We start from the raw sequence: 25,939 nt of genomic DNA on the forward strand, positions 1-25,939 counted from the left end.
GTGGACGGAGGTTGGCGCAACCGCGATGAAAATCAGGTGAAATCGCTTGTGCTCACTAGCATCTGCCAGCTCAAGCCCCCTGCCGATGCCGCTGCGGATCCTGCTGGTGGAAGACGAGGCGGATCTGGCCGGCGCGATTCAGGCGGTGTTGCAGCAGCAAGGCCATGTGGTGGATCACTGCGGCGATGGCCTCGAGGGCTGGACCCTGTTGGGCGCCCAGCTGGCTCGCTACGACCTGGCCATCCTGGATTGGATGCTGCCGGCCTTGAGCGGTGTGGAGCTCTGCCGCCGGGCCCGCTCGGCCGGCTACGAGTTACCGGTTCTGTTGCTGACCGCTCGCAGCGACACGGCCGATCGAGTGGAGGGACTCGATGCCGGTGCCGACGACTACCTCAGCAAACCCTTTGCGATGGAGGAATTGCTGGCCCGGATCCGGGCCCTGCAGCGCCGTCAGCCTGCCTACCGGGAACCGCTGATGGAGGTGGGCTGCTTTCGCCTCGATCCGGCCAAGGCTGAGTTGCTGGTGCGCACGCCAGGCGGGGAGGTGGCCGTCGAGCTGTCGGCCAAGGAGCAGCAGTTGATGGCCTATTTCATGGAACATCCCGGCCAGATCATTCCCGGCTCGCGGCTGCGCCATCAGCTCTGGGATCTGCACCAGGACCCGGTGAGCAATGTGGTGGCGGCCCAGGTGCGGTTGCTGCGGCGCAAGCTGGCGACCCATGGCCTGCCGTCACCGATCGAAACGGTGCCCAGCAAGGGCTATCGCTTCCAGCCTCAGCTCGATCGGCCGGCATGAGCCCGATGCGTTCCCCGGCGCCTGGCCTGCTCTGGCGTGCGCGTCTGCGTCTGGCGGGCCTGTCCCTGGTGGTGATGGGAGCGCTCCTCTATGCCGCGGGTTTGACCATGGGCCGGCTGCTGCTGCAGAGCCAGGAAACGGCGATCCGACGGGAGCTGCAGACCCTGGCCGGCACCCTGCACGACAGCCTCAAGCCCGTGCTGCCGCGGGATGCCGTGCCCTCCACCAGCCTCGCAGCGGTGCTGCCGGGGCTTTGCCTGGCTGGTGAGGTCTGCCGCCCAGCGCCGGATCTGCTCCATCGCCATGCGATCAGCGCCACGGATCCCAGCCGCTACAAGCTGCGGGTGCTGGACCACCAGGGGGCCCTGATCGCCCGATCCCCTGGCGACCTACCGGTGGAATCAACACCAGAAACCCTGGGCTGGTCACTCAGCAGCCCGCGCGGAAGGGGGCGGTGGGGCACCTATGCGATCCACCTTCATCACTCCAATGGTTCTGGCGAACCGATCTGGGGCTACCTCCAGATTTCCCGCAGCCTGGCGGATCTCGATGCGGAGGCCGAGCGGTTGTGGTGGCTGGGCCATGGGGTGTTCCTGCTGGCCATGGTGGCGATGGCACTGGCCAGCTGGTGGCTGGCGGGTTTGGCGATGGCTCCCTTGCTGGAGGCCTATCGCCGACAGGAGCAATTCAGCGCCGATGTGGCCCATGAGCTGCGCACGCCCCTGGCCAACCTGCTGGCGCTGGTGGAGGCAGAACAGAGCGCCAGTGCAGCAACGCCAAACGGCAAGGCCGCCCCCAGCCTGGATCGGGTCCTTGCCCAGGGCCGGCGCCTGCAGCAGCTGATCGCCGATCTGCTGTTGCTGGCCAGCCTGGAGCGACCCTGCCTCCAGAGCCAGAAACAGAGCTGTGATCTCGCGGAGATCACGGCCGATGTGCTGGAGGACTTCGGCGAGACGGCCGCTGCCGCCCAGGTCAGCCTGGAGCAGGCTCCCTGGATCGCCTCCGCCAGGGTGTTGGGGGTCGAGTCGGAGCTCAGCCGGCTGGTGATCAACCTGCTGAGCAACGCGATTCAGCACAGCCCTGCGGGCGCGGCCGTCATGGTGGGCCTGGAGCAGCGCGGCCGCGAGATCCGGCTGACGGTCCGTGACCGCGGGCCCGGCATCCCGGCTGCCGAGCACGAGCGCATCTTTGATCGCTTCACGCGCCTGGATCCTGCCCGCTCCCGCCAGGAGGGAGGCACGGGGTTGGGCCTGGCGATCGCCCAGGCCATCGCCCGCCGCCATGGGGGTGTGATCAGCGTCCAATCCACGCATGGAGCAGGCAGCTGCTTCTGCCTGGCCGTCCCTCTGGCGGATTCAACCCATCACGGAGAGCAAAGAGCCTGATCCCTGACTGGATTGCGGCAGAGGGGCGCCCCTCTCAGCCCATCAGGATCGTCATTCCGGTGAGGATCACAGCCCCCCGGTGAGATCACGGGCCGTGAGCAGCACCCCATCCACCAGCCGTCACCACACCAGGGCAATCGCCACAACAATCGCGCCAAAGGAGGCGTACACCCGGCGAGCTGCGGTGGGGTGAAAGGTGAGCAGCCGTACCTAAATCGCCAGGGAGATGGCGGCGGAGATCAGGAGCAGATCGGCCGCTGCTGACGCAGCACCAGGTCGGCTTGGTAACACCCCAGGCTCTCGGCGGCCGCCGTCAGCAGAAACAGGCTGGTGGTGCGGAACACGGCATGAGCCTCGGGCGAGGACAGCATCACTGAGGAGGCGGGCGCCTCTGGGAGCCGGAGCGCTGCACCAAGCGACCACAGCCGGACAGAGCTGATCCAGCCCCTGCCCCACCGGCGCTCAGTGGATCGGCTACGCGCAGCCCTCCTCATGGTCCGGGCGGCCTCAAGGGCTGCGCAAGTCAGCCGGACTGTTGCGCTGGCTGCGCTGCGCTCCGCATTTCAGAGGGGGCTGCCCCTTGACCCCGCCCGGCCTGCTTCGGGGTCTCCGCTACGCCTGCCATGGCTACCGCAGCCCGGATCCGCGCCTTCCAGCTCCTCAGCTCCCGCACGCTGGAGCTGCTCTGCGAGGAGGCCTCCGCCCACCTCCCCACGCCCCTAGGAGTTTGCAGAAAAAATCTCGTCGCGAGGCGAGTTCTCCCCCTCCGTGACCCAGCCAGCTGGTCATGGCGAGGCGATTATTGGAATGACTCAGGCTCGCTGTGAGTCCCTGATCCTCGGGATTGGTACCTCGCTCGACGCTGAATCTCCTCGCAGGCTCCCATCTCTGGAGAACGGCCTGTTCATGCCATCGCCTCCACAGGCCTGAGCAGGTTGCTCAGGCGGATCAGGTTGTAGGCGATCACATGCAGTCCGAACATGGCACTGACATTGGCCTGGCCGCGCAGCTTGAACTGGCGCAGGCCGCCGAACTGCTTGATCCAGCCGAAAACCTTCTCGATGCCGCGGCGTGCATGGATCGACTTGGCATAGCCCTCATGGCGAGTGGTGCGGCCATCGATGGCGGAGCCGCCGGAGCGTCCTGCGTTCTGGGCGACATGCGGGGTAACGCCGATCCGTCGCATCTCTGCGACGAATCCATGGGTGTCGTAGTTCTTGTCAGCACCGATGGTTTTCTGGTGGTGCCCGGGGAGATCGGCGGCCATCTCCTTGGCCGCATCCCGTTCGCCGTAGCCGTCAGCCTGGGTCACCCGGCAATCCACCACCAGGGCATGGCGGTTGTCCATGAGCACATGCCCCCGGTAGCTGGGCAGGGCCGGGTGAACATTCGACTTGCGGGCCAGAAGAGCGTCGGGATCCGTGCCGGAGCGATGGGTCTTGTTGCTGAGACGCACCCCGCGGAAGTCGCCCTTGGCCCGCTTCCTGCCATCCTTGGCCGCCCCGAATCCCTCGCCAGGGCCTGATGGCGGAGGCGGCGGGTCATCCTCTCCGTCGATTCGCTCCAGGGAGGCATGTGAGGCCCAGGCTTGGAGCAGGGTGCCATCGACGGAGAAGTGTTCATTGCTGAGCAGCGGTTTCACCTCCGGTGCCGCCATCAGCTTCTCCAGGAACCGGCCCATCAACTGCTCGTTGAGCAGCCGCTCACGATTCTTGGTGAACGTGGTCGGATGCCAGATCGGATCGTCAGGACTCAAGCCCACAAACCAGCGGAACAGCAGGTTGTAGTCGAGCTGCTCCAGCAGCAGGCGCTCCGAACGGATCCCGTAGAACGCCTGCAGCAGTGAGGCCAGCAGCAATTGCTCAGGCGGTATCGATGGCCTGCCTTCTGAGGCATAGAGATGGCAGAAGGTGGGATTGAGGCGATCGAGAGCCTGATCCGCCAGCTTGCGAATCCGCCGCAGCGGATGGCCGGCCGGAATCCGCTCCTCGATCGAGACGTAGGAGAACAGTGAGCCTGTGCGCTCCTGCTGACCACGCATCAAGCCTGAGGCGGATACTCCATTTTCGCAGGGGTGGGCGGGTTTTTCAGCGAACTCCTAGATCGGCTGGAACGCCTCTGCGCTGATCTCCTCTTCGATCGGCAGCGCCTCAATCCGCCGCTGCCGAGCACGTTCCCCGAGAGCGAGCTGCCCTTCTGAGGGCAAGCCGCCCTGGCCCCGGCTGCAGCCGGGGCTCTCTTTTTGCTCGCAGCCGCTGGCAACAGGGCTCAGCCGCACCCCAGCCATGACCACCCCGATGAGCGCCGAGCGGTTCGAGGACCGCTTCCGCTTCTACAAGGGCCAGCCCCAGCAGCACCAAGGCGTGCAGCAGCTGCACCAGGCCATCGCGGAGGGCCTGCCGACGGAGCAGATCCTCGATGAGCAGGCGCCCTGGGCCGTGACCTTCAGCTCGGAGCCGCCCTCACCCTCTACCAGTTCGGGTGGGTTGGATCCGCGGGGCTCCGAGGAGGCCGGTCTGGTCGGGCCCAAGCGCAAGGCACCGGTTGAGCCCGGCGACTCCTACCTGCTGGTCAACGACCGCGACCAGGACATGGAGGCCTACGACCACACCGGGGCCTTCCTCTGGAAGGTGCCCTGTCTGGCCCGCGGCCAGGGGGCGGACAACGACTGGACCCACACCAGCACCGACACCCCGCCGGGGCTCTACAGGCTCGGCCAGCTCTACCCCGACTACGAGCAGAACCCCAATCCCCCCTGCAGCGACACCGCGATGTCCTACGGCTGGTACAGCTTCGACATGGAGGAGCTGGAGGGGCAGGAGGTCAAGGTCGGCCGGGCCGGGATCATGCTCCACGGCGGTGGCTCCGGCTGCGGGTGGCCCGGTGCCTGGGCGCCCAAGCAACCACTCCTGCCGACGCTGGGTTGCATTCGGCTCCACAACGTCGACCTGCGCGACAAGGTGCTGCCCCTCTACCGGCAGGGCACCGTCTACGTCGGCGTCTTCCAGGAGCCGTAGGCCGTGGCCGGCCACACGGAACCGGAACCGGCAGGTGGCTTCCAGCGCGAGCGCTTCCTGCTCCGTCTGGTGGCGCTGATCCTGATCGGTGAAGTGCTGCTGTTCGCTCTCGGTGCCGCCACCTGCATCGTCCAGGCCCGCAGCCGCCCGCTGCCGCCGGGCAGCCTCTGCCATCGGGTCGACAGCAGCCTCGAGGCGGCCTTCGCGGTGGCGCTCAACACCCTGCTGGCCCTGCTGGGCGGCAAGGCCGTCGGTGAGAGCACGCGGTGAGTCGCGAACGGATCCGGCGCAGGTCACCTGCTGGTGGGCTGCTGGCGGGCCCGGCGCGGAACACCGTCCTCAGCATTCCCCCCGTGCTCGGGCCGGCCAGGGCTGACGCGAGTCGTGCGCTGCACGCCCCTGGCCAGCCCTGCGCGCGCGGGGAGCTGGGCCCGTGTTCTCCGCACCAAGTCCGCCATGGCAGCTCCCCAAGGCCCCGTCTGCGAGCTCCGTCTGCTCACGGTTCACCGCTATGCGCCCGGCACCCGGAAGCTCGGTGCCGCGCCCCTCGCCATCGAGCACCTCGGTCGGCGCGGCAAGCCGGTCAAAAAGATGCGGCTGATCCCCGCTGAGAAGGCCTTCGCGTTTGCCCGCAAGCTGCAGGGCACCCCCGGCTGCACCGTCTCGGTCTGCTGAGCCTCCGGCTCTGGCCCGGCCCTGCCACGGGCCGGGCTGTCCTGCTGGCCTCAGAGCCAGTGCCGGTAAGCGCTGCGCTGGCGCCGGGCCCGGGCCTTCGATCCAGCACTGCCGAACTGCGGGCTGGAGCCATCGCGCCGCCGCCGCACCCACACGCCCTTGCGGATCAGCTGGGCGTCCTGGGCATTGGCGAGGCGGGCGGCGGTGATGGTGCCGTAGCCGCGCTTCTGCCTGGCCAGGGCCCGGCGTCTGGCCTGGCTGGCGCTGGCGGCCGTCACCACGGTTGCGGTGCTGCGATTCCGCCAGAACACCAGGTACCAGGCCATCGCTCGGCGCCTCAGCTGCGCGCCGGCACCCGCGGCGTGGTGGAGCGCATCGCCTCCATGTACAGCTCCCGCGTACTCATCGACTGCAGGTTCACCGGCACCCCGGCGCTGTCGTAACCGCCCTCCGCGGTGGACTGATAGAGCCCGTTGCGCTGCTGGAACAGGAAGCTGTACACCGGATGCCGGCGCAGCTCCTCCATGTAGTCGCTGGCGGAAAGCGCCACGCCATCGAGGGCATAGGGCTGGCCGGCGGCATCGATCGGCTCCAGCCGTTCCCGGCCGTCGCTCTGGCTGAGGCGGAACTGGCCACCGCAGAGCTTGCAGAAGGTGTCAAAGAAGGAGCTGCGCTCATCGCCGCCCACCCGGCCCTCGGCGTCGATGAACAGGCGTTCGAGCAGCCGCTCCTTGCGCAGGCCCAGGGCCTGCTCGCGGGCGTCATCGCGCTCCTTCTCCACCGCCTGCACGCGGCGGCGATTGGCGTTGTTCAGCTCCTGCTCGCGAAGGTTCCACTGGCGTTCCTGCTCCTCCCGCTTGCGCTCGGCCTCCTGCAGGCGGGCGTACTCGTCGGGGTTGATCTCCGAGAAGCGGGCCAGCTGGGCGCGGGCCTTGCGCAGCTCCTTCTCGAGCTGGTTGCTGCGGCGGCGCTCGGCCCGCAGGGGATCCGCCCCGGGAGGCGGAGCCGTGCCGGCGGGGGGATCGTCGCTGTCACTGCTGCCGGCGGGCTCGGGTTCCTCGCTGACGGGCGGGGCTTCATCGAGCTCGTCGTCCTCCAGGGGAGCCAGGTCGGGCTCGCTGGGCAGAGGAGCAGTGGCCGGGCCCTGGTTGGGTTGGTGCTGGAGCTGGGGCTGGAAAGCGCCGGGCTCGGCGCTGAATTGGTGGCGAAAAGAGGAAGGCATCACCCATCACGGCTGTGGTGCTGCAGGCGCCCCGTCCGGGCTGCACCTGCACCTCCTGTTGCCAGCAGGTCTGGATGTGTATGAACGGCCTAGGCTCTACACATCGCCCCCGTGGCCGCCATGCGCACCAACATCGTCATTGACGACGCCCTGATGAAGCAGGCAATGCAGGCCAGCGGGGCCCGCAGCAAACGCGAGGCGGTCGAGCTGGGGCTGCGCACCCTTGTCAAGCTGCAGCAGCAGGGCGAGATCCGCTCCTTCCGCGGCCGGCTGCGCTGGGACGGCGATCTGGACGCCCAGCGCCTGGACGCGCAGACCGAGGCAACTGAGAAGCAGCCGTGATCGTTGTCGATTCCTCGGTCTGGATCGACTTCTTCAATGGGGTGAGCACGCCCGAGGTGGAGCGCCTGGATGGGCTGCTCGGGGCGACGCCGCTGGCGATCGGCGATCTGATCCTGGTGGAGGTGCTGCAGGGCTTCCGCAACGAGCGCGATGTGGCCACCGCCCGCCAGCTGTTCCGTTCCTTGGCCCTGCTGCCGATGCTGGGCGGCAGCAACGCCTGGAAGGCGGCGGAGAACTACAGAACCCTGCGCCGCATGGGCATCACGGTCCGCAAGACGATCGACGGCATCATTGCCACCGCCTGCATCGAGGCCAACCTGCCGCTGCTGTTCAGCGACCGCGACTTTGCGCCCTACATCGAGCACCTGGGGCTGGAGCCGGCCTGATCACACGCCTGGCTCCGACGGTGGTGTGGAGGTGTCCCAGACATCGCCCACCACCGTTGCCGGCCGGCGGGGGATCACGATCCACTCGCCGGCCGGCAGCTCCGTCGATGGCAGATAGGCAGGCACCACCAGCGGCTGGCCTCTCTGCAGCGGTGCCGAAGGCCGCACCGCCAGCACCAGCAGTTCTGCGCCGATCGGCAGCGGGTCGTAGCGGGGCCAGCGGGCGTAGTCCGGGTTCAGCTCCCGCAGCGCCGTCACTGTCATCTCAAAGGCTGCGGCCACGCTGGTGAGGGTGTCACCGCTGACGGCGACATAGGGCTCGGCTTGTTGGAGTACGGGGTTGAGGCGCCTCAACGTCTCCACCGTGGTGCCATGGCGGCCCGCCAGCACCACCAGCGAATCGCCCTCGGCGGTGGTGATCGTCTGGGTGCTCTCCAGGTGTGGGTTGAGCTTGCGCAGGGTCTGCACGGTGGTGCCGTAGCGCTCCGCCAGCAGGGTGAGCGTGTCACCGGGGCGGAGCACCAGCACGCTGTGGGGCTTGAGCACCAGCTCGATCGCCTCACCGAGCAGCGGCTGGGTGAGCAGCCCGATGCCGCCGCTGCCGTAACGCGCCCCGAAGTGCTGCACGAGACAGCCGGCGAACTGAGCCCGCGGCTCCTTGGGCAGCACCCCCTCCGGTTGGAGCAGGGCCAGGTCCCCCAGCCAGATCACGCCTTCGCAGGGGGCTACCACGGTGCCGAGCAGGGCCGGATCCCACGGGAGGGGCTGACCGTCGCGGAAGCCGGGAGTGCCCCAGTCCTGCTCCGCCGCCAGCCAGTCAAAGGTGTTGCTGGTGGCCAGCGGCAGCACGGCGGCGCGGCAGAGGAAGCCCGAGTAGCGCACGTCGCCGGGGTCAGTGAGGGCGGTGTCGTCGTAGCCGCCCACCACCTGCTCAAAGCGGAGGAAGACATCGAGCACATGGCGGCGAAGGGGGATCGGCTCCTTGCTCTCGGGCCGGTCCACCTCGAACAGGCAGAGGCGGGCGTTGGCGTAGGGCTGCAGCGCCAGCCACAGGGGCTGAGCCCCAAGGGGTATGGCCCCAGGGGGTGTTGACGTGGTGTTCGCCACGCCGCTGTCGATCGTCGGTGAGGCGGTGGGCAGGGCGACCAGCTGACCCCAGAGCGGAGCACCGCGCAGGGGGTTGAGGCCCTGGTTCAGCGGCGAAAGTGGGTCGCTCATCCCCTACCCCCGCACCAACCTTCCCTGGAACGGATCCGTGTCCGTCAGCCGCCAGTTGGCCAGTCGCGGCAGCAGCAGCACCAGCTGCTCGATATGGACGGCCCGCTGCCGGCTCAGCACCACCGCAGCCGAGGGACCCTCGGCTGACCACTCGGTGTCCGACTCTTCCAGCAGCAGCTCGGTGGCGTACTCCACCACATCGAGCTTGCTCAACGGCAACGGGTTGGGCACGACGCCGCCGGCCACGCCCTTGCGGCGGCGGCGGATCGGCGCGTTCAGCTCGGCCGGCGTCAGGGCCGCCAACTGCTGGTGCAGGGCCGTGATCGCCTCGAGGTGGCCCTGGGCCGTGCACACCCCCACGGGGTAGTGGATCTCCAGGCTCGCCATCTCACGCTGCAGTGCCGAGAGGGCAGCCGCGGTCACGGGGATGGAGAGGGCGATGCGCAGGACCTCGGCGTCCTCCGGCCGCCAGCGGCAGCCCGGGGCCGAAAGCTCCGCCGACCTGGGTGGTTCGCCAGGCGGCGGGCAGGACCCGATGGAGGGAGGTTTTTTGCAGCAGGGGAGGCTCATGCCCTCCCCTTGCCAGGGCCCTCCACTGCCCCGTGGGCTTCCAGGCTCAGCTGGCGGCGCAGCTCGGCAGCATCCACCACGCCACGCTCGTGCAGCTGCAGCCATTCGCCCACCGTGGGCTGCGGCTTCTGCGGCGGGGCCAGGGGCGTCACCTCTAGGAGTTTGCAGAAAAAATCTCGTCGCGAGGCGAGTTCTCCCCCTCCGTGACCCAGCCAGCTGGTCATGGCGAGGCGATTATTGGAATGACTCAGGCTCGCTGTGAGTCCCTGATCCTCGGGATTGGTACCTCGCTCGACGCTGAATCTCCTCGCAGGCTCCCATCTCTGGAGAACGGCCTGTTCATGCCATCGCCTCCACAGGCCTGAGCAGGTTGCTCAGGCGGATCAGGTTGTAGGCGATCACATGCAGTCCGAACATGGCACTGACATTGGCCTGGCCGCGCAGCTTGAACTGGCGCAGGCCGCCGAACTGCTTGATCCAGCCGAAAACCTTCTCGATGCCGCGGCGTGCATGGATCGACTTGGCATAGCCCTCATGGCGAGTGGTGCGGCCATCGATGGCGGAGCCGCCGGAGCGTCCTGCGTTCTGGGCGACATGCGGGGTAACGCCGATCCGTCGCATCTCTGCGACGAATCCATGGGTGTCGTAGTTCTTGTCAGCACCGATGGTTTTCTGGTGGTGCCCGGGGAGATCGGCGGCCATCTCCTTGGCCGCATCCCGTTCGCCGTAGCCGTCAGCCTGGGTCACCCGGCAATCCACCACCAGGGCATGGCGGTTGTCCATGAGCACATGCCCCCGGTAGCTGGGCAGGGCCGGGTGAACATTCGACTTGCGGGCCAGAAGAGCGTCGGGATCCGTGCCGGAGCGATGGGTCTTGTTGCTGAGACGCACCCCGCGGAAGTCGCCCTTGGCCCGCTTCCTGCCATCCTTGGCCGCCCCGAATCCCTCGCCAGGGCCTGATGGCGGAGGCGGCGGGTCATCCTCTCCGTCGATTCGCTCCAGGGAGGCATGTGAGGCCCAGGCTTGGAGCAGGGTGCCATCGACGGAGAAGTGTTCATTGCTGAGCAGCGGTTTCACCTCCGGTGCCGCCATCAGCTTCTCCAGGAACCGGCCCATCAACTGCTCGTTGAGCAGCCGCTCACGATTCTTGGTGAACGTGGTCGGATGCCAGATCGGATCGTCAGGACTCAAGCCCACAAACCAGCGGAACAGCAGGTTGTAGTCGAGCTGCTCCAGCAGCAGGCGCTCCGAACGGATCCCGTAGAACGCCTGCAGCAGTGAGGCCAGCAGCAATTGCTCAGGCGGTATCGATGGCCTGCCTTCTGAGGCATAGAGATGGCAGAAGGTGGGATTGAGGCGATCGAGAGCCTGATCCGCCAGCTTGCGAATCCGCCGCAGCGGATGGCCGGCCGGAATCCGCTCCTCGATCGAGACGTAGGAGAACAGTGAGCCTGTGCGCTCCTGCTGACCACGCATCAAGCCTGAGGCGGATACTCCATTTTCGCAGGGGTGGGCGGGTTTTTCAGCGAACTCCTAGGCAGGCCCCGGCGCCCTCACACAGCCGCTCGGCGGTGATGGCGCTCCACTGCCGCAGCAGAGAAGAGCAGAGCGAGACCTTCTGCGCCGCCAGCGACTGCAGCACGGCAAACCCCTGACCGGCCGCCAGCGACACCTCCAGTTCTGTGCGGGCCGGCCCGCCGGCCAGGGCGGGGCTGAGGGCATCGCGGCGCATGGCCTCCTCCAGCTGCTGCAGGTAGGCGCGGTGCTCTGCGAGCGAGCGGGCCTCGATCTCCACCCACCGGAACGAGGCCCCCTCGGGCAGGTCCATGAACGAGGAGCTGGAGAGCACCAGCCGCTGCGGGCGCTGGGGAGAGGCCCCGCTGCCATCGCCACCGTCGCCCTTGCGGAAGCCGTAGGGATCCACCAGCCCGGTGCGTACGCCCACCGGCAGGGCGGTGCGGGAGAGCAGGTCTTCGTATTCGCTGCGGCAGCGGTAGTGGTTGAGGTACTGGTGCGCCAGGCCCAGGTGCGGCAGGTCGCCCTCACCGAAGGCAGCACCATCGGCGCTGTACCAGAGGGCGGGCAGGTCAAAGCGCTGGGGGATCCGCTCCATCGGGCCTGCGGAGCTGACGCTGTAGCCCGACGGTTCAGCGGGGTTGGGCTCCGCCAGCCAGCTCTGCAGCAGCAGACCGTCATCGCTCACGGAGAGGCTGCGGTAGGTCCAGGCCTGCAGGTCCGCGGCCAGCCCTCCATGGGCATCAAGCACCACCGTGGGCACCGAGGCATTCCTGCTGGCGTAGCGGGGCGGCAGGGCCGAGCGGCGCGGCTCCCGCCAGACGATCGCCAGCGGCCCGGAGGCCGGCAACGCCTGAGGGGCACCATCGGTGGCCAGCCGCCAATTGAGCAGGTCTCCCCGCGGCACCAGCTGCAGGCGCGGCAACGAGAGCCGATCCCCTCGGGCGATGGCCTCCAGACGGTCGCCCTCCGAGGGCCAGCGGTGCTGCGGCGGCAGCAGCAGGAGCAGGCAGCCGCCATCCCGCAGCGCCAGCAGATCCGCCAGGAACAGGAACAGGCCCAGGTCCGTGCCGCGTCCGTCCACATCGGTGAGCACCCGGTTAAGGGAATCCGGCAGCTCCTGCCACTGGAGCCGCGACAGCATCCCGGCGTAGGTGCGCAACGCATCGCGGAAGAAGCCCGTCGGCCGGGCCGCCTCCAGCCGCTGGCGGTAGCAGGTCTCTGGCTCCTCCACGCCCCGGGGCAGATACACCGGCCGGCGGCTGGTGCCGTCGGGGAGCTCCAGCAGGCTCCAGCAGTCGTAGACGAGCTGCAGACGTTCCCGCAAGCCGCTCAGGGTGGGGTGTTCCTGCCAGGGGGGCTGATCAAGTGCAGGCGCGTGGAACGATTCTTGTGTGGAGTTCCTGGCGTGAGTGCGGCGGGTGGTTGGCATAGACGGCAGCTGAATTGAAAGCTGTTGCCATGGCACATCAGCAGGCTAGAAACGGAGGGGAGCCCGAGGTGATCGACCCAACGCGAGGAAAGGTGGCAAATATCACCTTTGCCAAAGGAATTGCAAGCCATGCTGCTCTCTCGAACTGGCAGACCTCAAGGCGCAACAAAGGCAATGTATATGTGTATTAATAGGTGGCTTCCGGATGCGAGATTTAATGCCAGACTTGCTCTCTATCAGAGAAACCCATTGGACCGCACAGGCCCACCCTGCCCACGCTCGAAAAATGAGCACTCTCACGGGAAAGAGTTGTTTTGTATCTGCAGATATAGCGACCCAAGAAGCACAAGTTCTCGCAACCAGTAAGGAGCGTAAAAATTGGCACGACAAAATCGCGGACAATACTCGGCAGCGCCTTCGGCTCTAGGCTACTTCTACCAGTGTAGATATGCCCTGCTAGAAGCCTTGCGTCGTCTACCGCAAGGAGAAAGAATATGTGTCAGCATCGAGACCCTTGATGACGTGGTATTTGAAACCGACAGCTCTGCGGTAGATGTTCTGCAGACAAAGCACCATATTAATACTGAGGCCACTCTCACCGACGCATCTCCTGACTTATGGAAGACGCTGCGAATCTGGATTGAAGGTCAAGCTGACGGAACGATTCCAAATGATGCGCAGTTCTTCATGATAACTACAGCGCTTTGCCCAGACGGGACTGCGGCAGCATATCTACGTGCTCAGGGAAGAGACGAGAAGAAGGCGCTTGAAAGGCTGGCTTCTACTGCCACAACATCAACTAGTGCCACGAATGCCCAGGCGTATCTAGCATTTACGTCGCTCGACGACAACGGACGGTGCCGGCTTGCAAAGTCAGTGATGATTCTGGACGGTTCACCATCTATCGGTCAACTAGATGACCATCTTCGACAAGCAGTTTTTTTTGCGGTCGAAAGACGCTTCCTCGATTCGTATCTTCAGCGACTAGAAGCCTGGTGGTACAGCCGATCTCTTCGCCATCTGACTGACGTGGCTGCCAACCCGATTTTGGGAGAAGAAATCGAGTCTGAGGCGAATCGGATTCGAGAGCAGTTCAAGGAGGATGATCTTCCTATTGATGATGACATCATGCGGGCGACGGTCGATGCCAGCGGCTATGTAGGTAGACCATTTGTAGAGCAGCTGAATCTCATCGGAGTGAATCAGGCCAGAGTATTTCACGCAATCCGAAACTACTATCGGGCATTCGAGCAGCGTTCACGCTGGGTGAGAGAGGATCTCCTGTATGTGGGTGAACTCGACCGCTATGAAGATCGCCTGGTTGAGGAGTGGGATCTGCTCTTCCAGCAGATGCGCGATGATCTTGGTGACTCTGCGGCTCAAGATGCGATTACTCAAGCTGCTCAGATACTCTACAAGTGGGTTGAGACTGGAGCACACCATCCCATCAGATCTGGCGTTACAGAACCTGCTATTTCACGCGGCACATATCAGATGCTGGCAGATGAGTTACGAGTAGGTTGGCATCTTGAATTCCACAATCGGCTTACGAACCTCCTCACAACCTCGGAGGCTATTTCATGAAGCCATGGACTGAACGAACTCGAGAAGAAGCTCACCTTCTCAATCCCGCATTCTGCTGTGTCGCCTTGACCTCAGCCTGCGCTGGTTTCAGCGAGCCAAGCGACCAGTCATTACCGTTTGCCTTGGCATTCATGGTACTTCCTATAGTCTTGCATAAGAACACTCGGGAATCACTGCCCCGTAACACCCGGACTTCCGTTCCCGCCTGGCTTCAGAACCATGGTGAAGCAAGGATTGGCTTCCACGAGCGAGTCATGTCCTTAACACCTCACACAAGAGAGGCATTACGTTTTGGCCTTGCTTCTCATTGGATGGCCATAGGAGATTCTGGATTGATTAAATGTGTAGTTCCTGATAGACGAGTGAATCGCGCAATCCGGTCACTTGATGGTGATGCGAAGGAATGCATAGCTCGTGCTCGCTTTCTGGGGAAATGGTTCGGGACGAGCATATCCACAGAGACACTGATGGCGCTTTGGGGGATTCGCCCATGAGTTTTCAGATCATTGAAATAGTCCTCTACTCACATCGCGGCCAAGTCCGAAGGTTGGAGTTAATTCCTGGTCGGCTTAACATTATCACCGGTGCATCCAAGACCGGAAAAACAGCACTCATATCAGTCCTTGAGTACTGCTTTGGCTCAGCAGATTGCCATATTCCTGCAGGGATTATGCGTCGCGCCATTGCATGGGTAGGTGTCAAATTAAAAGTCTCCGGAGGTGAAGCGTTTATCGCTAGAAGAGTGCCTAGACCGGGATATAATTCATCAACAGATGTGCATTATGTAGTCGGGCAGCAAGTTTCACTGCCACGAGCCGATCAGCTAATGCAGACAACGAACCCAACTGCCTTAGAGGGTCTTCTCGCGGCGCATGCGGGGATTGGCCAGAATCGACATGATCCGCAGCCAGGTCAAACACGAAATCCACTTCAGGCTGGAATAGCGCATGCGCTGATCTACTGCTTCCAGCATCAGACAGAAATTGATAGCAACCGCTACCTTTTTCACAAGCAGAGCGAACAGTGGCTGCCTCAGGCCATTAAGGACACTATCCCGTATTTTCTTGGAGCTGTTGATGATGACTATGTTGCCCGCATGGCCGAACTGAGGCGGCTCCGCAGGGAATTGCGGAGAATTGAGCGCAACCTCGAGACTTACACATCTATCAGGGGTGAAGGCATCACTGTTGTCCAGAGTCTGCTTTCCGAAGCTACCGACCTCGGGCTACGCTCCGGACAGCCAATGCCGGAAACCTGGGATGATTACATTCAGGCTCTCCGAGATTTGAATCTGGCGAATGACGTTTCGGACGAGGAGCAAATAGCAGTTGAGGGAGAGGAGTTCAACAGATTACAGGCTGAGCGCGATGCGTTATCACAAGAACTTCGAAAAACGCGAGATCAGCTCAAGGCGGCTAATGACCTTACAACAGATCGTCGGGGTTTCTCTGAAGAGGCACACGCACAGGTTCTGCGTTTGAAGAGCATTGGGCTGTTCGACGCTCAACACGAAGTTATGAGCGGGCATGAAGCTTGCCCTCTATGTCAGCAGTCACTATCTGCTGAGCACGTGGCTCCATCAGTTAGAGAAGTCCAGGACAAAATTACTCAACTCGAAGCCCAAGTTCGACATGTCGAAGACCGGGCACCTCAGATGCAGGTAGTCATTTTGAAGCTGGAAGAAATGGAGGCCGATCTTAAGTCTCGGCTGCGAAGCAATAAGGAGCTGATGAATGGAGTTCAACAAGAAAATGCAAGGATACAAGAGTATAGGGATCAGAATGCACGAAGGGCACATATGCTAGGCCGAATCAGCCTCTACCTTGAGAGCATTCCCCAGACAGAAGACAGCAGCGAGCTCCAAAGCCAGGTTGCAGAGCTGAGGACACGTATTGGAAGACTTGAAGATGAACTGAGCAACGAGACTACCCAGGAACGTGTTGAGTCGTCCCTCTCATTTATCGCCCGAGACATGAATGACTGGGCAGCAAATCTACAGCTTGAGCATGCTGAGTTACCACTCCGCCTCGACCTCCGCCGGCTAACTGTAGTTGCGGACGGAGTTGACGGTCGGCCCATCCCAATGGACCAAATGGGGAGTGGAGAAAACTGGGTCGGTTACCATCTAATCGCTCACTTCGCTCTTCACCGATGGTTTGCAAATAGAGATCGCCCCGTACCGCGGTTCCTCTTCATTGATCAGCCTTCTCAAGTGTACTTCCCGGAAGATGAAGACTGGCAACACATAGATAGTAGTACGACAGTTATCAGCGAAGACAGGCATAAGGTTGAGCGCATGTACAGGTTGGCATACGATGTTGTGCAGATGCTCGGCAACCAGCTTCAGATAATAGTGACTGATCATGCGAATATCAACCAAGACTGGTTCCAGGACTGCGTGGTCGAGAGATGGCGGGACGGCGTAATGCTAGTTCCGCCGGAGTGGGACTTGCCCTGAATTAAGGACCAGTCAAAAGGCAGGAAAGATTTCCTGCCGAGTTGATTGGAAGTAATGGGAGTTGACGAATCTATTCATTCGTCGAGAAGACTTTGCTTCCCTCATGTGGCATTGCCACTACCCGCACCGAGCAAGCCTCAGCGATGCGCTGCCACTGCGCCCGGCTCACACCCAAGCGTTCCAGCATCAGAGCTGCATCGACACCTGAAGTCAGCAACCGGTGCCCCCGCGCATGAATCTCCCGCCACGTCGGCGGCACTTTCAGCAGGAAACCGTGATCCCGCAGAAAGTGCGTAATCTCCCCATTGGCATAGGTGCGCCCGTAGGGCCGAAAGGGTCCCCGTGAGGGGTCATACCGCCGCGCCGCCTTGATCAATCCGATCATCGCGAGCTGAAGCAGGTCCTCCCTGGGGTGAACGGTGCGGCGGGCGAAGTTGCCGGCAATCTTCTCAGCCAGATCCATGTGCTGTAGAGCCAGGGCATCGGCCGCGGCATGGGGATGTACTGGCCGCTCTCGCCGCGGCCTGCAGCGCATCGGCACCTGACCCACCGGTCTGGGCGGGTGACGCGCCTGTGCCTGCAGGCTGATCTCAAGCTGCTCTGCCCGCGCATGGCACGCCGGCCGCCGGTAGCGGCGCTGCCGCAGCATCCGCGCCGCGCTGGCGGCATCACCCACCAGCACCACCGTGATCGGCAGCACCAGTTGCACCACTGTGGCGCTCGTCTCAGTTGGCGAAGGCAGCAGAGCAGCGCTCATGGTTCCATCCCCCTCACCGACTGATCAGCAGTGGCGTTACCAGCGGCTGGATCCCCTGGGCCTTCCAGTACCTCCCCTCCAGCCACAGGGCGCCGTGGCAGAAGGCATCCACCAGGTCCTTGCTTCCCTTGGGGAAGCGGATGGCCTCCTCCACCAGCGGCTGGGCGCGGTGGTGAAAGCGGATCTGCCCGGCCTCCACGAGCGGGGCCACCGCATGGGCGCGGGTTTCCTTGCTGCCCCGAGCCGTGATTGGCAGCATCCCCGGCACCCGGCGTCGGAGCGTCTGCAGCACCGCCGGGCCGTTGGCCGCGTCCTCGATCAGCACGGCATTGGGACGCAGGCCCTGCTGTTCGATCATCTGCAGGCAGTCCAGCAGGAAGCGAATCACCTCCGGCAGGCCAAAGCGGTGCCGCACCGCCCAGAGCACCTCGATCTCCAGCGCCGCCGGGGGCATGGGCTCTTGAGAATCCCCTGATCGGGGGATGGCGCCGCGGGCCGGTGGAGCTAACAGACCAGCCAGGCAGAAACCGCAGTAGTCGCTCTCCGCCTCCCCCTTGAAGCTCAGGTCACAGGAGAGCGCCAGCAGGGCGTACGGGCGCTGGCTCCCTGTCTCGCGGGGGAAGGGCGGCCGGATCCACTCCCGGTGGAAAATCGAGCCCGACGCCGGGCTTGGCCGCTGCTGGTACAGCGCCGCCCACCAGTAGGCACCCAGGCGGGCGCGGATCTTGATCAGCTCCGCCAGCGGGAACCGCTCCGGACACAGCGCCTCGCCCGGCTGACGCCAGTCCGGAATCAGGGTGCAGGTGGGCGGCAGCTGCGGGCGCTCATTCGGCTCGTCCGCGATCGCGGGCAGGTCGAGCACCGTCCAGTGCTGCGGCGCTTCCCCCAGCTCCTGCTCCAGCAGCCAGGCCACCACGTCCTGGTGATCCCAGCGGGTCAGCACGATCACCTGGGCGGAGAGATTCGGGTGCTCCCGGCCATCCGGCCCGAGCACCGTGGCGGGTTCGGCGCGGGTGAGCCACACCGAGCGCAGCCAGTCGATCAGCTTCTGCCGCATCGCCGGGCTCGCCGCATCGCCCGGACCCTTGTAGGGGTCGTCAATGATCCCCAGGCTGTAACCCTTGCCGGTGAACGGCCCATCCACACCGGCGGCGATGCAGCCGCCCCGCTGCCGCGTCAGCCAGTTGCCCACCGCCGCCGAATCTCGGGCCAGCAGGTGGCCAGTCACCCTGTAGGGCCTCCTGAGAAAAGCCACATCCACTGCAGCGCAATGGATGTGAGCAGTTTTCTCGGCTAAAATGTACGAGATTGGGCTCGTTTGCGCCCAAAAGCCGCCCAGAGTTTTCCACATGTACCGACGTGAGCATCGTGATCAGCTCTCGTTCGAGGACTTCTTCCTGCCGTTTGGAGGAAAGCTCTCTGGTGACAATCGCTGGATCAAGCTGGCTGAGCTGATCCCATGGGATGAGCTGGAAGGTGACTATGCAGCTCAGTTCTGCAAGGGCTTTGGCGCCCCGGCAAAGCCATTTCGCATGGCACTGGGCGCCCTGATCATCAAGGCCCGCATGGGGCTGACTGATGAAGAACTGGTTGAGCAAATCAAAGAGAACCCCTATCTCCAGTTCTTCATCGGCCTGGAGGCATTTCAGTACTCGGCTCCGTTTGACCCATCAATGATGGTGTACTTCCGGAAGCGGCTGCCAGATTCGGTCGTGAATGACTGCAATGAACGAATCGTGCGTCACGGTCTGAACGTGATCCGTTCGTCTGCAGTTGATGAGCACGACAGCAGCGATGGAGGCGGAGCCGGGAGCGCAGCTGATCAGAAGATTGAATCCAAAACGCCACGGCCAAATCAGGGGTCACTGCTGATTGATGCGACATGCGTTCCGGCAGATATTCGGCATCCAACGGATCTCTCGCTGCTCAATGAAGGCCGAGAGCTCACCGAGACTCTGATCGATGCCATGTATTCGCAGGTCAGAGAGTCCTTTGGTCACAAACCACGAACGCATCGGAAGCAGGCCAGGCAGCAGTTCCTCGCCGTGGCCAAGAAAAAACGCCCTCGGTTTCTCAAGATCCGCAAAGCGATCAAGCAACAGCTTGGGCATCTCAAGCGCAACCTTGCCAACATTGACGCCCTGACAGCCTGTGGCGCAAGCCTTCTGGCGGCTGGGCGGCATGCCTATCAGAAGCTGTTGGTTGTCAGTGAGCTGGTCCGCCAGCAGAACATTCTCTATCGCTCAGACACCAGAAGTATTCCCGCTCGCATCGTCAGCCTCTGTCAAGCGCACATCAGGCCAATTGTTCGCGGCAAGGCGAGGTGCAATGTTGAGTTCGGCGCCAAGATCTCACTTTCTGTCACCGATGAAGGATTTGCTTTCCTGGATCGGCTGAGCTTTGACCCCTACAACGAAGGGGAAGATCTGAAAGTTCAGGCCCAAGCCTATCGTCGTCGATACGGCTGCTATCCGGAGGTGATCTGCGCTGATCAGATCTACCGCACAAGATCAAATCGGGCATTCTGCCAGCGTCACGGCATTCGGCTGAGTGGGCCTCGTCTTGGTCGCCCGAAGAATGATCCGGAGTTGGTGGCAGCCGAGAGGCGGCAGTTCGTTGATGATCAAAGGCGGCGCAATGCTGTTGAAGGCAAGATCGGTCAAGGCAAGCGTCGCTATGGATTGGGATTGATCCGAGAGAAACTGCCGGCAACACAGGGTTCATCCATCGCGATGAATGTCCTGGTCATGAACCTCCAGAAGCTCCTGGAGCTTCTTTGTCTCTATTTTGTGCTCTGCTGGCAACTCTTGGTCTCCGCCGCACGGGCTCTGAGCTCCAGCAGCAGAGAGCTGAGTTGTCAGCTCAGCGGGGCCTGAGGATCACTCAGAGGTCGCCCGGGCAGGCTCATTGTGGTGCGCATTGCCCGCGGCTCACTTTCTCAGGAGGCCCCCTGTAGAAATGGCGCGCTTCCCTGGAGTGGGCATAGGCCAGCTCCGCCGAGTACGACGCAATCGCCGCGAACAGGTGCGGGTAGCGCTGCAGGAAGTATGCCGGGAACAGCTTGGACACCAGGAGGCTCTTCCCCAGCCGGGGAGGACAGGTGACGATCAGCCGACTGAGCTGGCCATCCGCTACCTGCTGGAGCAGGTCGATCAGAACCTGAGCCCAGCGGTGGAATCCATAGCGGGGGTAGGCCTCGGCGATGAAGCTGCGCAGGCTCTGCGGTTCTGCCTGGATTGGGGTGCTGCTGGCCGGCAGGTGCAGCAGGCCGGCGTCACCCCAGGGGTCGAGCTCGCTCAGCAGCAGGCCGCCTTCTGCAGGGGGCTGAGGCGTGAGCACCGGTGCTGGCATCTCAGTGGCGGTGGTGCTCGCCGTCATGCCCGTGGCTCCGGCGGCTTGATCGGTGCCCGCAGCAAACCGCCGATCTCGGCGATCACCCGGAAGGCGCCCACGGCAGCGTTGAACTGCTCGGCGTCCATCGCCCGGCGGGCGCATTCGTTGAGGGCAAAGATCTGCTCGGCCTGGTGGCGGCGGCGGTCTGAGATCAGCTCCTCCACCATCCGCTGCCGCGCCTGGGCGAGGTAGCGGCTCACCGTTTTGATGTTGGTGATTCCCCAGTTCTGGGCTGCTTTTTCCCTGATTACGGCCAGCGGCAGCCGCTGGGCGATCCACAGCTGCGCCTCAGCGATGCGGGTCTCCACCTCCATGTGGGTGGCGCGGGGCTTGTGGGTTTTGCTGCGGCGGCCCCGCGGTGGGTTGCCCTTCCCCACCGGCCTGCTGGGGTCGGCGGCCGGCCAAACCGGGTTGCCGTCGTCGTCCTGCTGGGGCGGAGCAGCACGCAGCTCCTCCAGCGACTCAGCGCCCGCGTCTGAGCAAGCGCCCGCTGTCGGTGGCTGCTCGGGGCTCATGCTCCACCTCCGCAACTGGGCGGCAGATCAGGGAGCGCCGTCCCCTGGGGGGACTGCCGCAGGATCCAGCTCACGTAGGCAGCCCACTGCTTGGGGGTGAGCACCACCCGCCAGGTGCCGCCGCGGAAGCGCACCAACGTCGCCGCGAATGGCGCACCGGCATGGACGGACTGCAGCGCGGCCTCCTCGGGCTTGGTGCGGGCCGCGGCGGCGGTGTTGGCCCAGCTGGCCACCTGGATCACATGGCCGGGCACGCCATCGAGATCACCGGTGTCACCGCCAGCGCTGGTGGTTCGCCCTGCCCCCAATCGGCGGCGCACCGTCATCCCCAGCAGCTCGCTCAAAAGCAGCGCCGCCTCCCGCTCCGCCGCATCCCCCTTGCGCTTCTGGGGATTGGCCATCGTTCAGCTCCGGCCCGGCTTGATCGTCCAGAACGCCTTGCCGTGCTTCTCCGTGGCGGCGCCGCTGGCGACCGCCAGCCGCTGGGCCTCCTTGAGGGCCTGCTCCTGCTGTTGCAGCGGCTCGGGATAGGCAAAGCTGGTGCGCCCGGCCGACCAGGAAAAGCTGCAGCCGTTGTGGGAGAAGGAGGCATCCAGCTCGCCGGACTCCAGGGCCCCGCTGAGCTGCTCCAGCAGCGGGGAGAGCTCGGCTTCGATGGCTTTTTGCTGCAGCTTGAGGACCGTGATGCGATCGAGCAGCGCGTCGAGGGCGGCGCCAGCCATTGGGGAAGAGCTGGCGGTGGTGGCAGCCATCAGCAGAGCCAGCGAAGGAGCAAAGAAGCGCAGGCATGCACCCTGTCACAAACCATAGCGGCTCGATAGTCCGAACACATGGGTTCGGACAGTGGTTCACCAGTGCCGAAATCTGCTCACGTAGCCCGCCCAGGCCGCTGCCCAGGCCGCCAGGCATTCCTCGCGGGAATACAGCGGCGAGAAGCGGGTCTCCCCCGGCCTGGCCCAGATCGTCTGGCCACCGTCGTAGTGCACACCCCAGGTGGCTTCCAGCGCCATGTAGCCCCCCAGCTGGGCGCGGGTGCAGTAGCTGCCGGAGCCGGGTCGCGAAAGGGTCTTGAGGTCAGCGAGCACCCGCAAGCCGCCGGCGTGCTGGATGTAGCCGGTGTCGTAGGTGCCGGCCAGGTTGCGGATCAAGCAGCAAGTGGGCCGTTCGGAGGCGATCACCGTCACCTGCTGCCAGTGCATGTGGGCCAGCAGCGGCTCGATCCAGTCCTGGTAGTCGCCAGAGCGCAGGTGCTGAAGCCGCTCGTTGGCCTGCTGCTGGTGCTGGGGCAGGGGATGGAAGCGGCTGTGCAGAAGGGCCTCCAGCGCCAGGTGCACGGTGTGGCCTCGCGGCTCCCAGATGTGACGGGTGGCCTCGATGCGGGCCATCGCCCAGTCGCTCTTGCTGGAGCCGACCACACCGGTGACGGACACGGCGAACAGGTGATCCCCCAGCCAGTAGCGGTGCTCTGGATCCGTGCGCCGCAGACCTGGAATTGGTGGCAGCCAGTCGCTGGGGACAGCGGCAGCAGATCTGCTGGTTGGCGTGGGAGTACGCCTGATCACCAGAACCTCACGTGATACACCAAATTCGTTCGTTTCTTTGTATTCCCCTCTGGCGCAAGGGGTCTGAGCCAGTTAGGGCGCGGCGCATTCTTTCGATTCTTTGACATTCTTTGGCCCCCAGCAGGCCGCAGACCCCGCCACTGAAAGAAGGCAAAGAGTGGCCAAATAAATGAACCCTTGACATTCCTGAGAACGCTTGCGGCGCAGTGGAGGGGAAAGAAAGCGATGAATTCAGCCCCTATGGGATGGGCGTTCATCCCAGCGGCGTTGTGTTGCTGAGGCCCTGGGATGGCAGCAAAGAAGCGAAAGCGTGTGGGGCAGATCGCACGCTGGTGAACCGGCCAGATCGGTTGCGCTGCAGGGGAGAGCAAAGAATCCAAAGAATCCGCCCCCTACAGATGGAACGCATGCGCCAACCACTCGGCGCCGGCGTCGCTGAGGCCGTAGCGGAGGTAGTAGCTCTGGCCGCTGGTGCCCACCCGGGTGGCCGTCACCAGGCCGTCGAGCTGGCTGAGGAAGCGGCCGAGGGCGTTGTAGGTGCTCAACGTGTCTCCCTCCAGGTCCCGTTTCAGCCTGGCTTCGGCCGGGGCTGCGCCGATCGCCTGCAACAGCTCCAGCAGTCCCACGCCGGCCAGTCCATTGGCATGGAGAACCTGGAGATAGCGCAGGGCCTCCTGCTGCTTCTCGCTCGCCTTGCGCACCCGGTGGGAGGCGCGATCGAGGTCGCTCTCCTGCTCCTGCTGTTCCTGGAGGGCGTCGTAGGTCCCCAGCCGCGCAAAGGTTCCGCTGCTGCCGTCGATCGCCACCACCAGATCCACCGGCGGGCCGGAGCGGGCCTCACGCACCAGGCGGCGCTGGGGAGAGTCCTTGATCTGCCGATTGCCCTTGGCCAGGTAGTGCAGGGTGAGGATCGTGTTGGCAGCCCCGGCGATGGCGTTGTGGCCCGAGAGGGCCTCGGTGCCGGTGGTGTCGTTGGCCTTGTTGCAGTGATGGATCAGCAGCAAGGTGCCGCCGGCATCGGTGATCTGGTGCTTGAGGTCGTAGATCAAGGAGCCCATCTCTGGGTCGTTCTCCCCGAAGCAGCAGCTGCGCGTGATCGAGCGCAGTGAGTCCAGGATCACCACCGCGCCGGGATGTGCGGCCAGGCAGGCCAGCAGGGCATCGAGGTTGGCCTCGGTGGCGCGAAAGCGACGCGACCAGAGCAGCAACGGGTGATCCCAGATCCCGAGCTGCTGGAGCATCTGGGCGGTGTCGCCGTCGCCCTGGTCATCGGTCACCAGGATCACGGGCCTTGGCGCGTCCGGGGCCCCGAAGCCGAGGAAGTCCTCGGCGCAGAGCAGGCAGCGGGCCAGGGCATGGACCAGCCGCGTCTTGCCCACCTTGGCCCGCCCGCCCACGATCGAGAGATCGCGGCGGGGGATGCAGCCGTGGATCTCCCACTCCACCACGGGTTGCGGCATCGCCAGGCGCTCGGCCTGATCAAGACCTCGGAAGCGGTTGCCGTTGCGCAGGTCGTGGGCCTCGAGGATCAGCTGGCCGATCTCCTGCAGCCGCAGGGCGGTCTTGAGCTGGAGGGCTGAATGGGCCTCCCGCACGCGGGCGGAGCGGCGCAGGCTGTTGCGCTCTCGCCCCACCAGGGAACGGATGCAGTGTTCCAAGGCGTTGAGGCGGCGGTTGATCGGTAGGTGCACCTTTCCCCAGCGCACCCGGGTGTCTGGCCGAGGCGAGAAGCGCTGCGGACCAGCTCCAGACCCAGCTCCCTTGGCGCCCCTGGCATTGCTGCTGCTGGAGCGGTCGCTGCTCTTGCCACCGGGATGGCGTCCGCCGGTGTCGCCCTGGTTTCGGCGGCTGCCTGTGGCCTGCGCTCCGGGAGGCCTGGGGGTGTGGGCCGGCTCCGGCGGCAGCCAGCCGTGCTGACGCGCGTGAAACCAGAAGGTGGCCGCACCGATCTGCTCGCCGCCGGAGCTCGCTACCTGGCGGATGTCCCAGCCGCAGCTGGCTGAGGGGCTGTGGGCCTCCATCAGCGCGATCGCCAGCTCGCGGTCGTGGCCGGCCTGCTCACAGGCCTGGATCAGACCCCAGAGGAGGTTGCGGTAGTCGGCGTAGGTGTTGCTGCCCTCCACGCGCCGGGGGATGGCGGCCAGGGCGGTGCGGATCTGCTCCAGCGGCCGGGGCGGCACGAAGTCCTCGTCGACCAGCTCGGGCAGCGGAATGCCCTGCTGTGGCGCCGGGTCTGGAGCGGCTTCGGCGAATTCATCGGGCAGCAGCGCCAGGGCGATGTCCTCGGGCGCGTAGCGCTGGTCGCTCGCGTGCACCAGCTCCACCGGCGAGGTGGGCTGACCGGCGGCATCGATGTACCAGCAGCCCGGCAGCCTCATCACCCGCGAGGCGTCCTTGCAGTGGGGATCGCCCGCGGCATAGGCGATCAGCTCCGCCTGCAGCGGGGCCCACTCCTGCGGCGGGATGGGGCGATTCAGCAGCCAGTAGCAGTGGGCCGACCTGCCGCCGCTGAGCACGATCAGCGAAGGCTCAGGCAGGCCCAGCTCACGCCAGGCGTTCAGCTGCCAGTCGATCGGCCGGTCGTCCCACTCCACGAACAACGCCCGGCAGGCCGTGATCTCGCTCTTGCGGTCGCCGCCGTCGTTGATCACCAGGTAGATGCCCCGGCCTTCCCGCTGCCATTGCTCCGCCACCACCAGATCGAAGGGGCCTTTGCGGGCGCCGATCTGCCCCTTGGCTGGGTTGGCGCGGTGGGGAAAGGCGCGCAACCGAGCGCGGGCAGGGTCCTTGCCCAGCAGGGAGAGGAACTGCTGAGCGGCGCCGCGGTCGATGCAGGCCTGCGGGGAGGCGGCAACCGGTTCAGCGCTGGCCATGGAGCCCCTGGCGCTGCAGGGCCTGGGCGCTGATCAGCTGTTCGCGCTCCATCGCCTCGGCCACGATCAGGCGGATCACGGAGGAACGCGACAGCAGACCGCCGCGGGTGCGCCGATCCAGCCAGGCCTGCTGCTCGGGGGTGAACTGCACCGAGAGCGGGGTCATCAGCGGAGCCATGGGGGACTTCGATGAGCAGAACCAGCCTATCGACACTGACTCAGGCTCGCTAGGCTGAACA

29 protein-coding genes are annotated in these 25,939 nt (G+C 64.7%); 11 read left to right on the forward strand and 18 right to left on the reverse strand.

The window, feature by feature from the left end; all coding sequences use genetic code 11:
• Positions 1-91: 91 nt before the first annotated feature.
• Both rppA and rppB read left to right on the forward strand, forming a co-directional pair.
• The gene (gene rppA, locus CBM981_RS06610) at positions 92-796 is read left to right on the forward strand and encodes a two-component system response regulator RppA (RefSeq protein ID WP_087069250.1); all 705 of its coding nucleotides are present in this window, start codon (positions 92-94) and stop codon (positions 794-796) included.
• A gap of 5 nt (positions 797-801) precedes the next feature.
• Positions 802-2,181, forward strand: coding sequence for a two-component system sensor histidine kinase RppB (rppB, locus tag CBM981_RS06615; RefSeq protein WP_157665356.1), 1,380 nt, complete (start codon positions 802-804; stop codon positions 2,179-2,181).
• Between the two features lie 239 nt (positions 2,182-2,420).
• Here the strand turns inward: rppB and CBM981_RS16025 are convergent, their stop codons facing one another.
• Entirely contained in the window at positions 2,421-2,552 is a 132-nt protein-coding gene (locus tag CBM981_RS16025; RefSeq protein WP_255376846.1) for a hypothetical protein, read from the reverse strand.
• 533 nt (positions 2,553-3,085) lie between these two features.
• Entirely contained in the window at positions 3,086-4,222 is a 1,137-nt protein-coding gene (locus tag CBM981_RS06625; RefSeq protein WP_087066680.1) for an IS5 family transposase, read from the reverse strand.
• 244 nt (positions 4,223-4,466) lie between these two features.
• Between CBM981_RS06625 and CBM981_RS06630 the strand changes: the two genes are divergently transcribed.
• From CBM981_RS06630 to CBM981_RS06640, 3 genes are all read left to right on the forward strand, one after another.
• Positions 4,467-5,198, forward strand: coding sequence for a L,D-transpeptidase family protein (locus CBM981_RS06630; RefSeq protein ID WP_087067772.1), 732 nt, complete (start codon positions 4,467-4,469; stop codon positions 5,196-5,198).
• A 3-nt stretch (positions 5,199-5,201) separates the two neighbouring features.
• On the forward strand, positions 5,202-5,468 hold the full coding sequence (locus CBM981_RS06635; RefSeq protein ID WP_087067773.1) for a hypothetical protein: 267 nt from the start codon (positions 5,202-5,204) through the stop codon (positions 5,466-5,468).
• A 186-nt stretch (positions 5,469-5,654) separates the two neighbouring features.
• Positions 5,655-5,873, forward strand: a complete 219-nt coding sequence (locus tag CBM981_RS06640; RefSeq protein ID WP_087067774.1) for a hypothetical protein — start codon at positions 5,655-5,657, stop codon at positions 5,871-5,873.
• Positions 5,874-5,923: 50 nt separating this feature from the next.
• Here CBM981_RS06640 and CBM981_RS06645 read toward each other — a convergent pair whose 3' ends face one another.
• Positions 5,924-6,199 (reverse strand): hypothetical protein, encoded by a 276-nt coding sequence (locus CBM981_RS06645; RefSeq protein WP_087067775.1) that lies wholly within the window; start codon positions 6,197-6,199, stop codon positions 5,924-5,926.
• An 11-nt stretch (positions 6,200-6,210) separates the two neighbouring features.
• Positions 6,211-7,095, reverse strand: coding sequence for a hypothetical protein (locus tag CBM981_RS06650; RefSeq protein WP_087067776.1), 885 nt, complete (start codon positions 7,093-7,095; stop codon positions 6,211-6,213).
• 120 nt (positions 7,096-7,215) lie between these two features.
• Between CBM981_RS06650 and CBM981_RS06655 the strand changes: the two genes are divergently transcribed.
• Both CBM981_RS06655 and CBM981_RS06660 read left to right on the forward strand, forming a co-directional pair.
• Positions 7,216-7,437, forward strand: coding sequence for a type II toxin-antitoxin system VapB family antitoxin (locus tag CBM981_RS06655; RefSeq protein WP_087067777.1), 222 nt, complete (start codon positions 7,216-7,218; stop codon positions 7,435-7,437).
• Entirely contained in the window at positions 7,434-7,823 is a 390-nt protein-coding gene (locus CBM981_RS06660; protein WP_087067778.1) for a PIN domain nuclease, read from the forward strand. The genes CBM981_RS06655 and CBM981_RS06660 overlap by 4 nt, the downstream gene beginning before the upstream one ends.
• Here the strand turns inward: CBM981_RS06660 and CBM981_RS06665 are convergent, their stop codons facing one another.
• The 5 genes from CBM981_RS06665 to CBM981_RS06680 all read right to left on the reverse strand — a co-directional run bounded on the left by CBM981_RS06665 (position 7,824) and on the right by CBM981_RS06680 (position 12,453).
• Positions 7,824-9,041 carry a LysM domain-containing protein gene (locus tag CBM981_RS06665; protein WP_087067779.1) on the reverse strand — a complete coding sequence of 406 codons (1,218 nt, stop codon included), beginning with the start codon at positions 9,039-9,041 and terminating at the stop codon, positions 7,824-7,826.
• Positions 9,042-9,044: 3 nt separating this feature from the next.
• The gene (locus CBM981_RS06670; RefSeq protein WP_087067780.1) at positions 9,045-9,464 is read right to left on the reverse strand and encodes a hypothetical protein; all 420 of its coding nucleotides are present in this window, start codon (positions 9,462-9,464) and stop codon (positions 9,045-9,047) included.
• Between the two features lie 143 nt (positions 9,465-9,607).
• Positions 9,608-9,763: a hypothetical protein gene (locus CBM981_RS15255; RefSeq protein ID WP_157665357.1), complete on the reverse strand. Its 156-nt coding sequence runs from the start codon at positions 9,761-9,763 to the stop codon at positions 9,608-9,610.
• 187 nt (positions 9,764-9,950) lie between these two features.
• The gene (locus tag CBM981_RS06675) at positions 9,951-11,087 is read right to left on the reverse strand and encodes an IS5 family transposase (RefSeq protein ID WP_087066680.1); all 1,137 of its coding nucleotides are present in this window, start codon (positions 11,085-11,087) and stop codon (positions 9,951-9,953) included.
• A 46-nt stretch (positions 11,088-11,133) separates the two neighbouring features.
• Positions 11,134-12,453: a DUF4055 domain-containing protein gene (locus CBM981_RS06680; RefSeq protein ID WP_225867572.1), complete on the reverse strand. Its 1,320-nt coding sequence runs from the start codon at positions 12,451-12,453 to the stop codon at positions 11,134-11,136.
• A gap of 627 nt (positions 12,454-13,080) precedes the next feature.
• Here CBM981_RS06680 and CBM981_RS15260 point away from each other — a divergent pair.
• From CBM981_RS15260 to CBM981_RS06685, 3 genes are read left to right on the forward strand one after another with little or no spacing between them, the layout of a single operon-like run.
• On the forward strand, positions 13,081-14,142 hold the full coding sequence (locus tag CBM981_RS15260) for an ABC-three component system protein (RefSeq protein ID WP_172820841.1): 1,062 nt from the start codon (positions 13,081-13,083) through the stop codon (positions 14,140-14,142).
• Positions 14,139-14,636: a three component ABC system middle component gene (locus CBM981_RS16180; protein ID WP_225867573.1), complete on the forward strand. Its 498-nt coding sequence runs from the start codon at positions 14,139-14,141 to the stop codon at positions 14,634-14,636. Before CBM981_RS15260 ends, CBM981_RS16180 begins: the two co-directional genes overlap by 4 nt.
• A complete protein-coding gene (locus CBM981_RS06685) occupies positions 14,633-16,600 on the forward strand; it encodes a DUF3732 domain-containing protein (protein ID WP_157665360.1) in 1,968 nt (655 codons plus the stop codon). Before CBM981_RS16180 ends, CBM981_RS06685 begins: the two co-directional genes overlap by 4 nt.
• A gap of 70 nt (positions 16,601-16,670) precedes the next feature.
• On the opposite strand, the gene CBM981_RS06690 is transcribed toward CBM981_RS06685, so the two are convergent.
• Together CBM981_RS06690 and CBM981_RS06695 are read right to left on the reverse strand one after the other, a co-directional pair.
• Positions 16,671-17,357, reverse strand: coding sequence for a sigma-70 family RNA polymerase sigma factor (locus CBM981_RS06690; RefSeq protein ID WP_087067782.1), 687 nt, complete (start codon positions 17,355-17,357; stop codon positions 16,671-16,673).
• Between the two features lie 13 nt (positions 17,358-17,370).
• Positions 17,371-18,585: a terminase gene (locus CBM981_RS06695; RefSeq protein WP_225867574.1), complete on the reverse strand. Its 1,215-nt coding sequence runs from the start codon at positions 18,583-18,585 to the stop codon at positions 17,371-17,373.
• 121 nt (positions 18,586-18,706) lie between these two features.
• Here CBM981_RS06695 and CBM981_RS06700 point away from each other — a divergent pair, with 121 nt between their 5' ends.
• A complete protein-coding gene (locus tag CBM981_RS06700; RefSeq protein WP_225867339.1) occupies positions 18,707-20,233 on the forward strand; it encodes an IS5 family transposase in 1,527 nt (508 codons plus the stop codon).
• Between the two features lie 28 nt (positions 20,234-20,261).
• Here the strand turns inward: CBM981_RS06700 and CBM981_RS06705 are convergent, their stop codons facing one another.
• From CBM981_RS06705 to CBM981_RS06735, 7 genes are all read right to left on the reverse strand, one after another.
• A complete protein-coding gene (locus CBM981_RS06705; protein WP_087067783.1) occupies positions 20,262-20,735 on the reverse strand; it encodes a hypothetical protein in 474 nt (157 codons plus the stop codon).
• On the reverse strand, positions 20,732-21,265 hold the full coding sequence (locus tag CBM981_RS06710; RefSeq protein WP_087067784.1) for a hypothetical protein: 534 nt from the start codon (positions 21,263-21,265) through the stop codon (positions 20,732-20,734). The genes CBM981_RS06705 and CBM981_RS06710 overlap by 4 nt, the downstream gene beginning before the upstream one ends.
• Positions 21,262-21,666: a hypothetical protein gene (locus CBM981_RS06715; RefSeq protein WP_087067785.1), complete on the reverse strand. Its 405-nt coding sequence runs from the start codon at positions 21,664-21,666 to the stop codon at positions 21,262-21,264. Before CBM981_RS06715 ends, CBM981_RS06710 begins: the two co-directional genes overlap by 4 nt.
• A gap of 3 nt (positions 21,667-21,669) precedes the next feature.
• Entirely contained in the window at positions 21,670-21,987 is a 318-nt protein-coding gene (locus CBM981_RS06720) for a hypothetical protein (RefSeq protein WP_225867575.1), read from the reverse strand.
• Positions 21,988-22,113: 126 nt separating this feature from the next.
• Positions 22,114-22,827, reverse strand: coding sequence for a hypothetical protein (locus CBM981_RS06725; protein ID WP_225867576.1), 714 nt, complete (start codon positions 22,825-22,827; stop codon positions 22,114-22,116).
• A gap of 392 nt (positions 22,828-23,219) precedes the next feature.
• Positions 23,220-25,700, reverse strand: a complete 2,481-nt coding sequence (locus tag CBM981_RS06730; protein WP_087067787.1) for an AAA family ATPase — start codon at positions 25,698-25,700, stop codon at positions 23,220-23,222.
• Positions 25,687-25,878 (reverse strand): hypothetical protein, encoded by a 192-nt coding sequence (locus CBM981_RS06735; RefSeq protein WP_087067788.1) that lies wholly within the window; start codon positions 25,876-25,878, stop codon positions 25,687-25,689. The genes CBM981_RS06730 and CBM981_RS06735 overlap by 14 nt, the downstream gene beginning before the upstream one ends.
• Positions 25,879-25,939: the final 61 nt, after the last annotated feature.

The organism is Cyanobium sp. NIES-981 (assembly GCF_900088535.1).
Classification (GTDB): Bacteria; Cyanobacteriota; Cyanobacteriia; order PCC-6307; family Cyanobiaceae; genus NIES-981.

What these genes read in the sequence shown, in the direction of transcription:
- CBM981_RS16025 (WP_255376846.1), bottom strand. Translation starts at nt 2,552, where the DNA reads ATGCTGTCCTCGCCCGAGGCTCATGCCGTGTTCCGCACCACCAGCCTG.
- CBM981_RS06690 (WP_087067782.1), bottom strand. Translation starts at nt 17,357, where the DNA reads ATGAGCGCTGCTCTGCTGCCTTCGCCAACTGAGACGAGCGCCACAGTG.
- CBM981_RS06720 (WP_225867575.1), bottom strand. Translation starts at nt 21,987, where the DNA reads ATGGCTGGCGCCGCCCTCGACGCGCTGCTCGATCGCATCACGGTCCTC.
- CBM981_RS06685 (WP_157665360.1), top strand. Translation starts at nt 14,633, where the DNA reads ATGAGTTTTCAGATCATTGAAATAGTCCTCTACTCACATCGCGGCCAA.
- CBM981_RS06655 (WP_087067777.1), top strand. Translation starts at nt 7,216, where the DNA reads ATGCGCACCAACATCGTCATTGACGACGCCCTGATGAAGCAGGCAATG.
- CBM981_RS06665 (WP_087067779.1), bottom strand. Translation starts at nt 9,041, where the DNA reads ATGAGCGACCCACTTTCGCCGCTGAACCAGGGCCTCAACCCCCTGCGC.
- CBM981_RS16180 (WP_225867573.1), top strand. Translation starts at nt 14,139, where the DNA reads ATGAAGCCATGGACTGAACGAACTCGAGAAGAAGCTCACCTTCTCAAT.
- CBM981_RS06675 (WP_087066680.1), bottom strand. Translation starts at nt 11,087, where the DNA reads ATGCGTGGTCAGCAGGAGCGCACAGGCTCACTGTTCTCCTACGTCTCG.
- CBM981_RS06630 (WP_087067772.1), top strand. Translation starts at nt 4,467, where the DNA reads ATGACCACCCCGATGAGCGCCGAGCGGTTCGAGGACCGCTTCCGCTTC.
- CBM981_RS06730 (WP_087067787.1), bottom strand. Translation starts at nt 25,700, where the DNA reads ATGGCCAGCGCTGAACCGGTTGCCGCCTCCCCGCAGGCCTGCATCGAC.
- CBM981_RS06715 (WP_087067785.1), bottom strand. Translation starts at nt 21,666, where the DNA reads ATGGCCAATCCCCAGAAGCGCAAGGGGGATGCGGCGGAGCGGGAGGCG.
- CBM981_RS06705 (WP_087067783.1), bottom strand. Translation starts at nt 20,735, where the DNA reads ATGACGGCGAGCACCACCGCCACTGAGATGCCAGCACCGGTGCTCACG.
- CBM981_RS06650 (WP_087067776.1), bottom strand. Translation starts at nt 7,095, where the DNA reads ATGCCTTCCTCTTTTCGCCACCAATTCAGCGCCGAGCCCGGCGCTTTC.
- CBM981_RS06700 (WP_225867339.1), top strand. Translation starts at nt 18,707, where the DNA reads ATGTACCGACGTGAGCATCGTGATCAGCTCTCGTTCGAGGACTTCTTC.
- CBM981_RS06625 (WP_087066680.1), bottom strand. Translation starts at nt 4,222, where the DNA reads ATGCGTGGTCAGCAGGAGCGCACAGGCTCACTGTTCTCCTACGTCTCG.
- CBM981_RS06735 (WP_087067788.1), bottom strand. Translation starts at nt 25,878, where the DNA reads ATGGCTCCGCTGATGACCCCGCTCTCGGTGCAGTTCACCCCCGAGCAG.
- CBM981_RS06710 (WP_087067784.1), bottom strand. Translation starts at nt 21,265, where the DNA reads ATGAGCCCCGAGCAGCCACCGACAGCGGGCGCTTGCTCAGACGCGGGC.
- CBM981_RS06645 (WP_087067775.1), bottom strand. Translation starts at nt 6,199, where the DNA reads ATGGCCTGGTACCTGGTGTTCTGGCGGAATCGCAGCACCGCAACCGTG.
- rppB (WP_157665356.1), top strand. Translation starts at nt 802, where the DNA reads ATGCGTTCCCCGGCGCCTGGCCTGCTCTGGCGTGCGCGTCTGCGTCTG.
- CBM981_RS06640 (WP_087067774.1), top strand. Translation starts at nt 5,655, where the DNA reads ATGGCAGCTCCCCAAGGCCCCGTCTGCGAGCTCCGTCTGCTCACGGTT.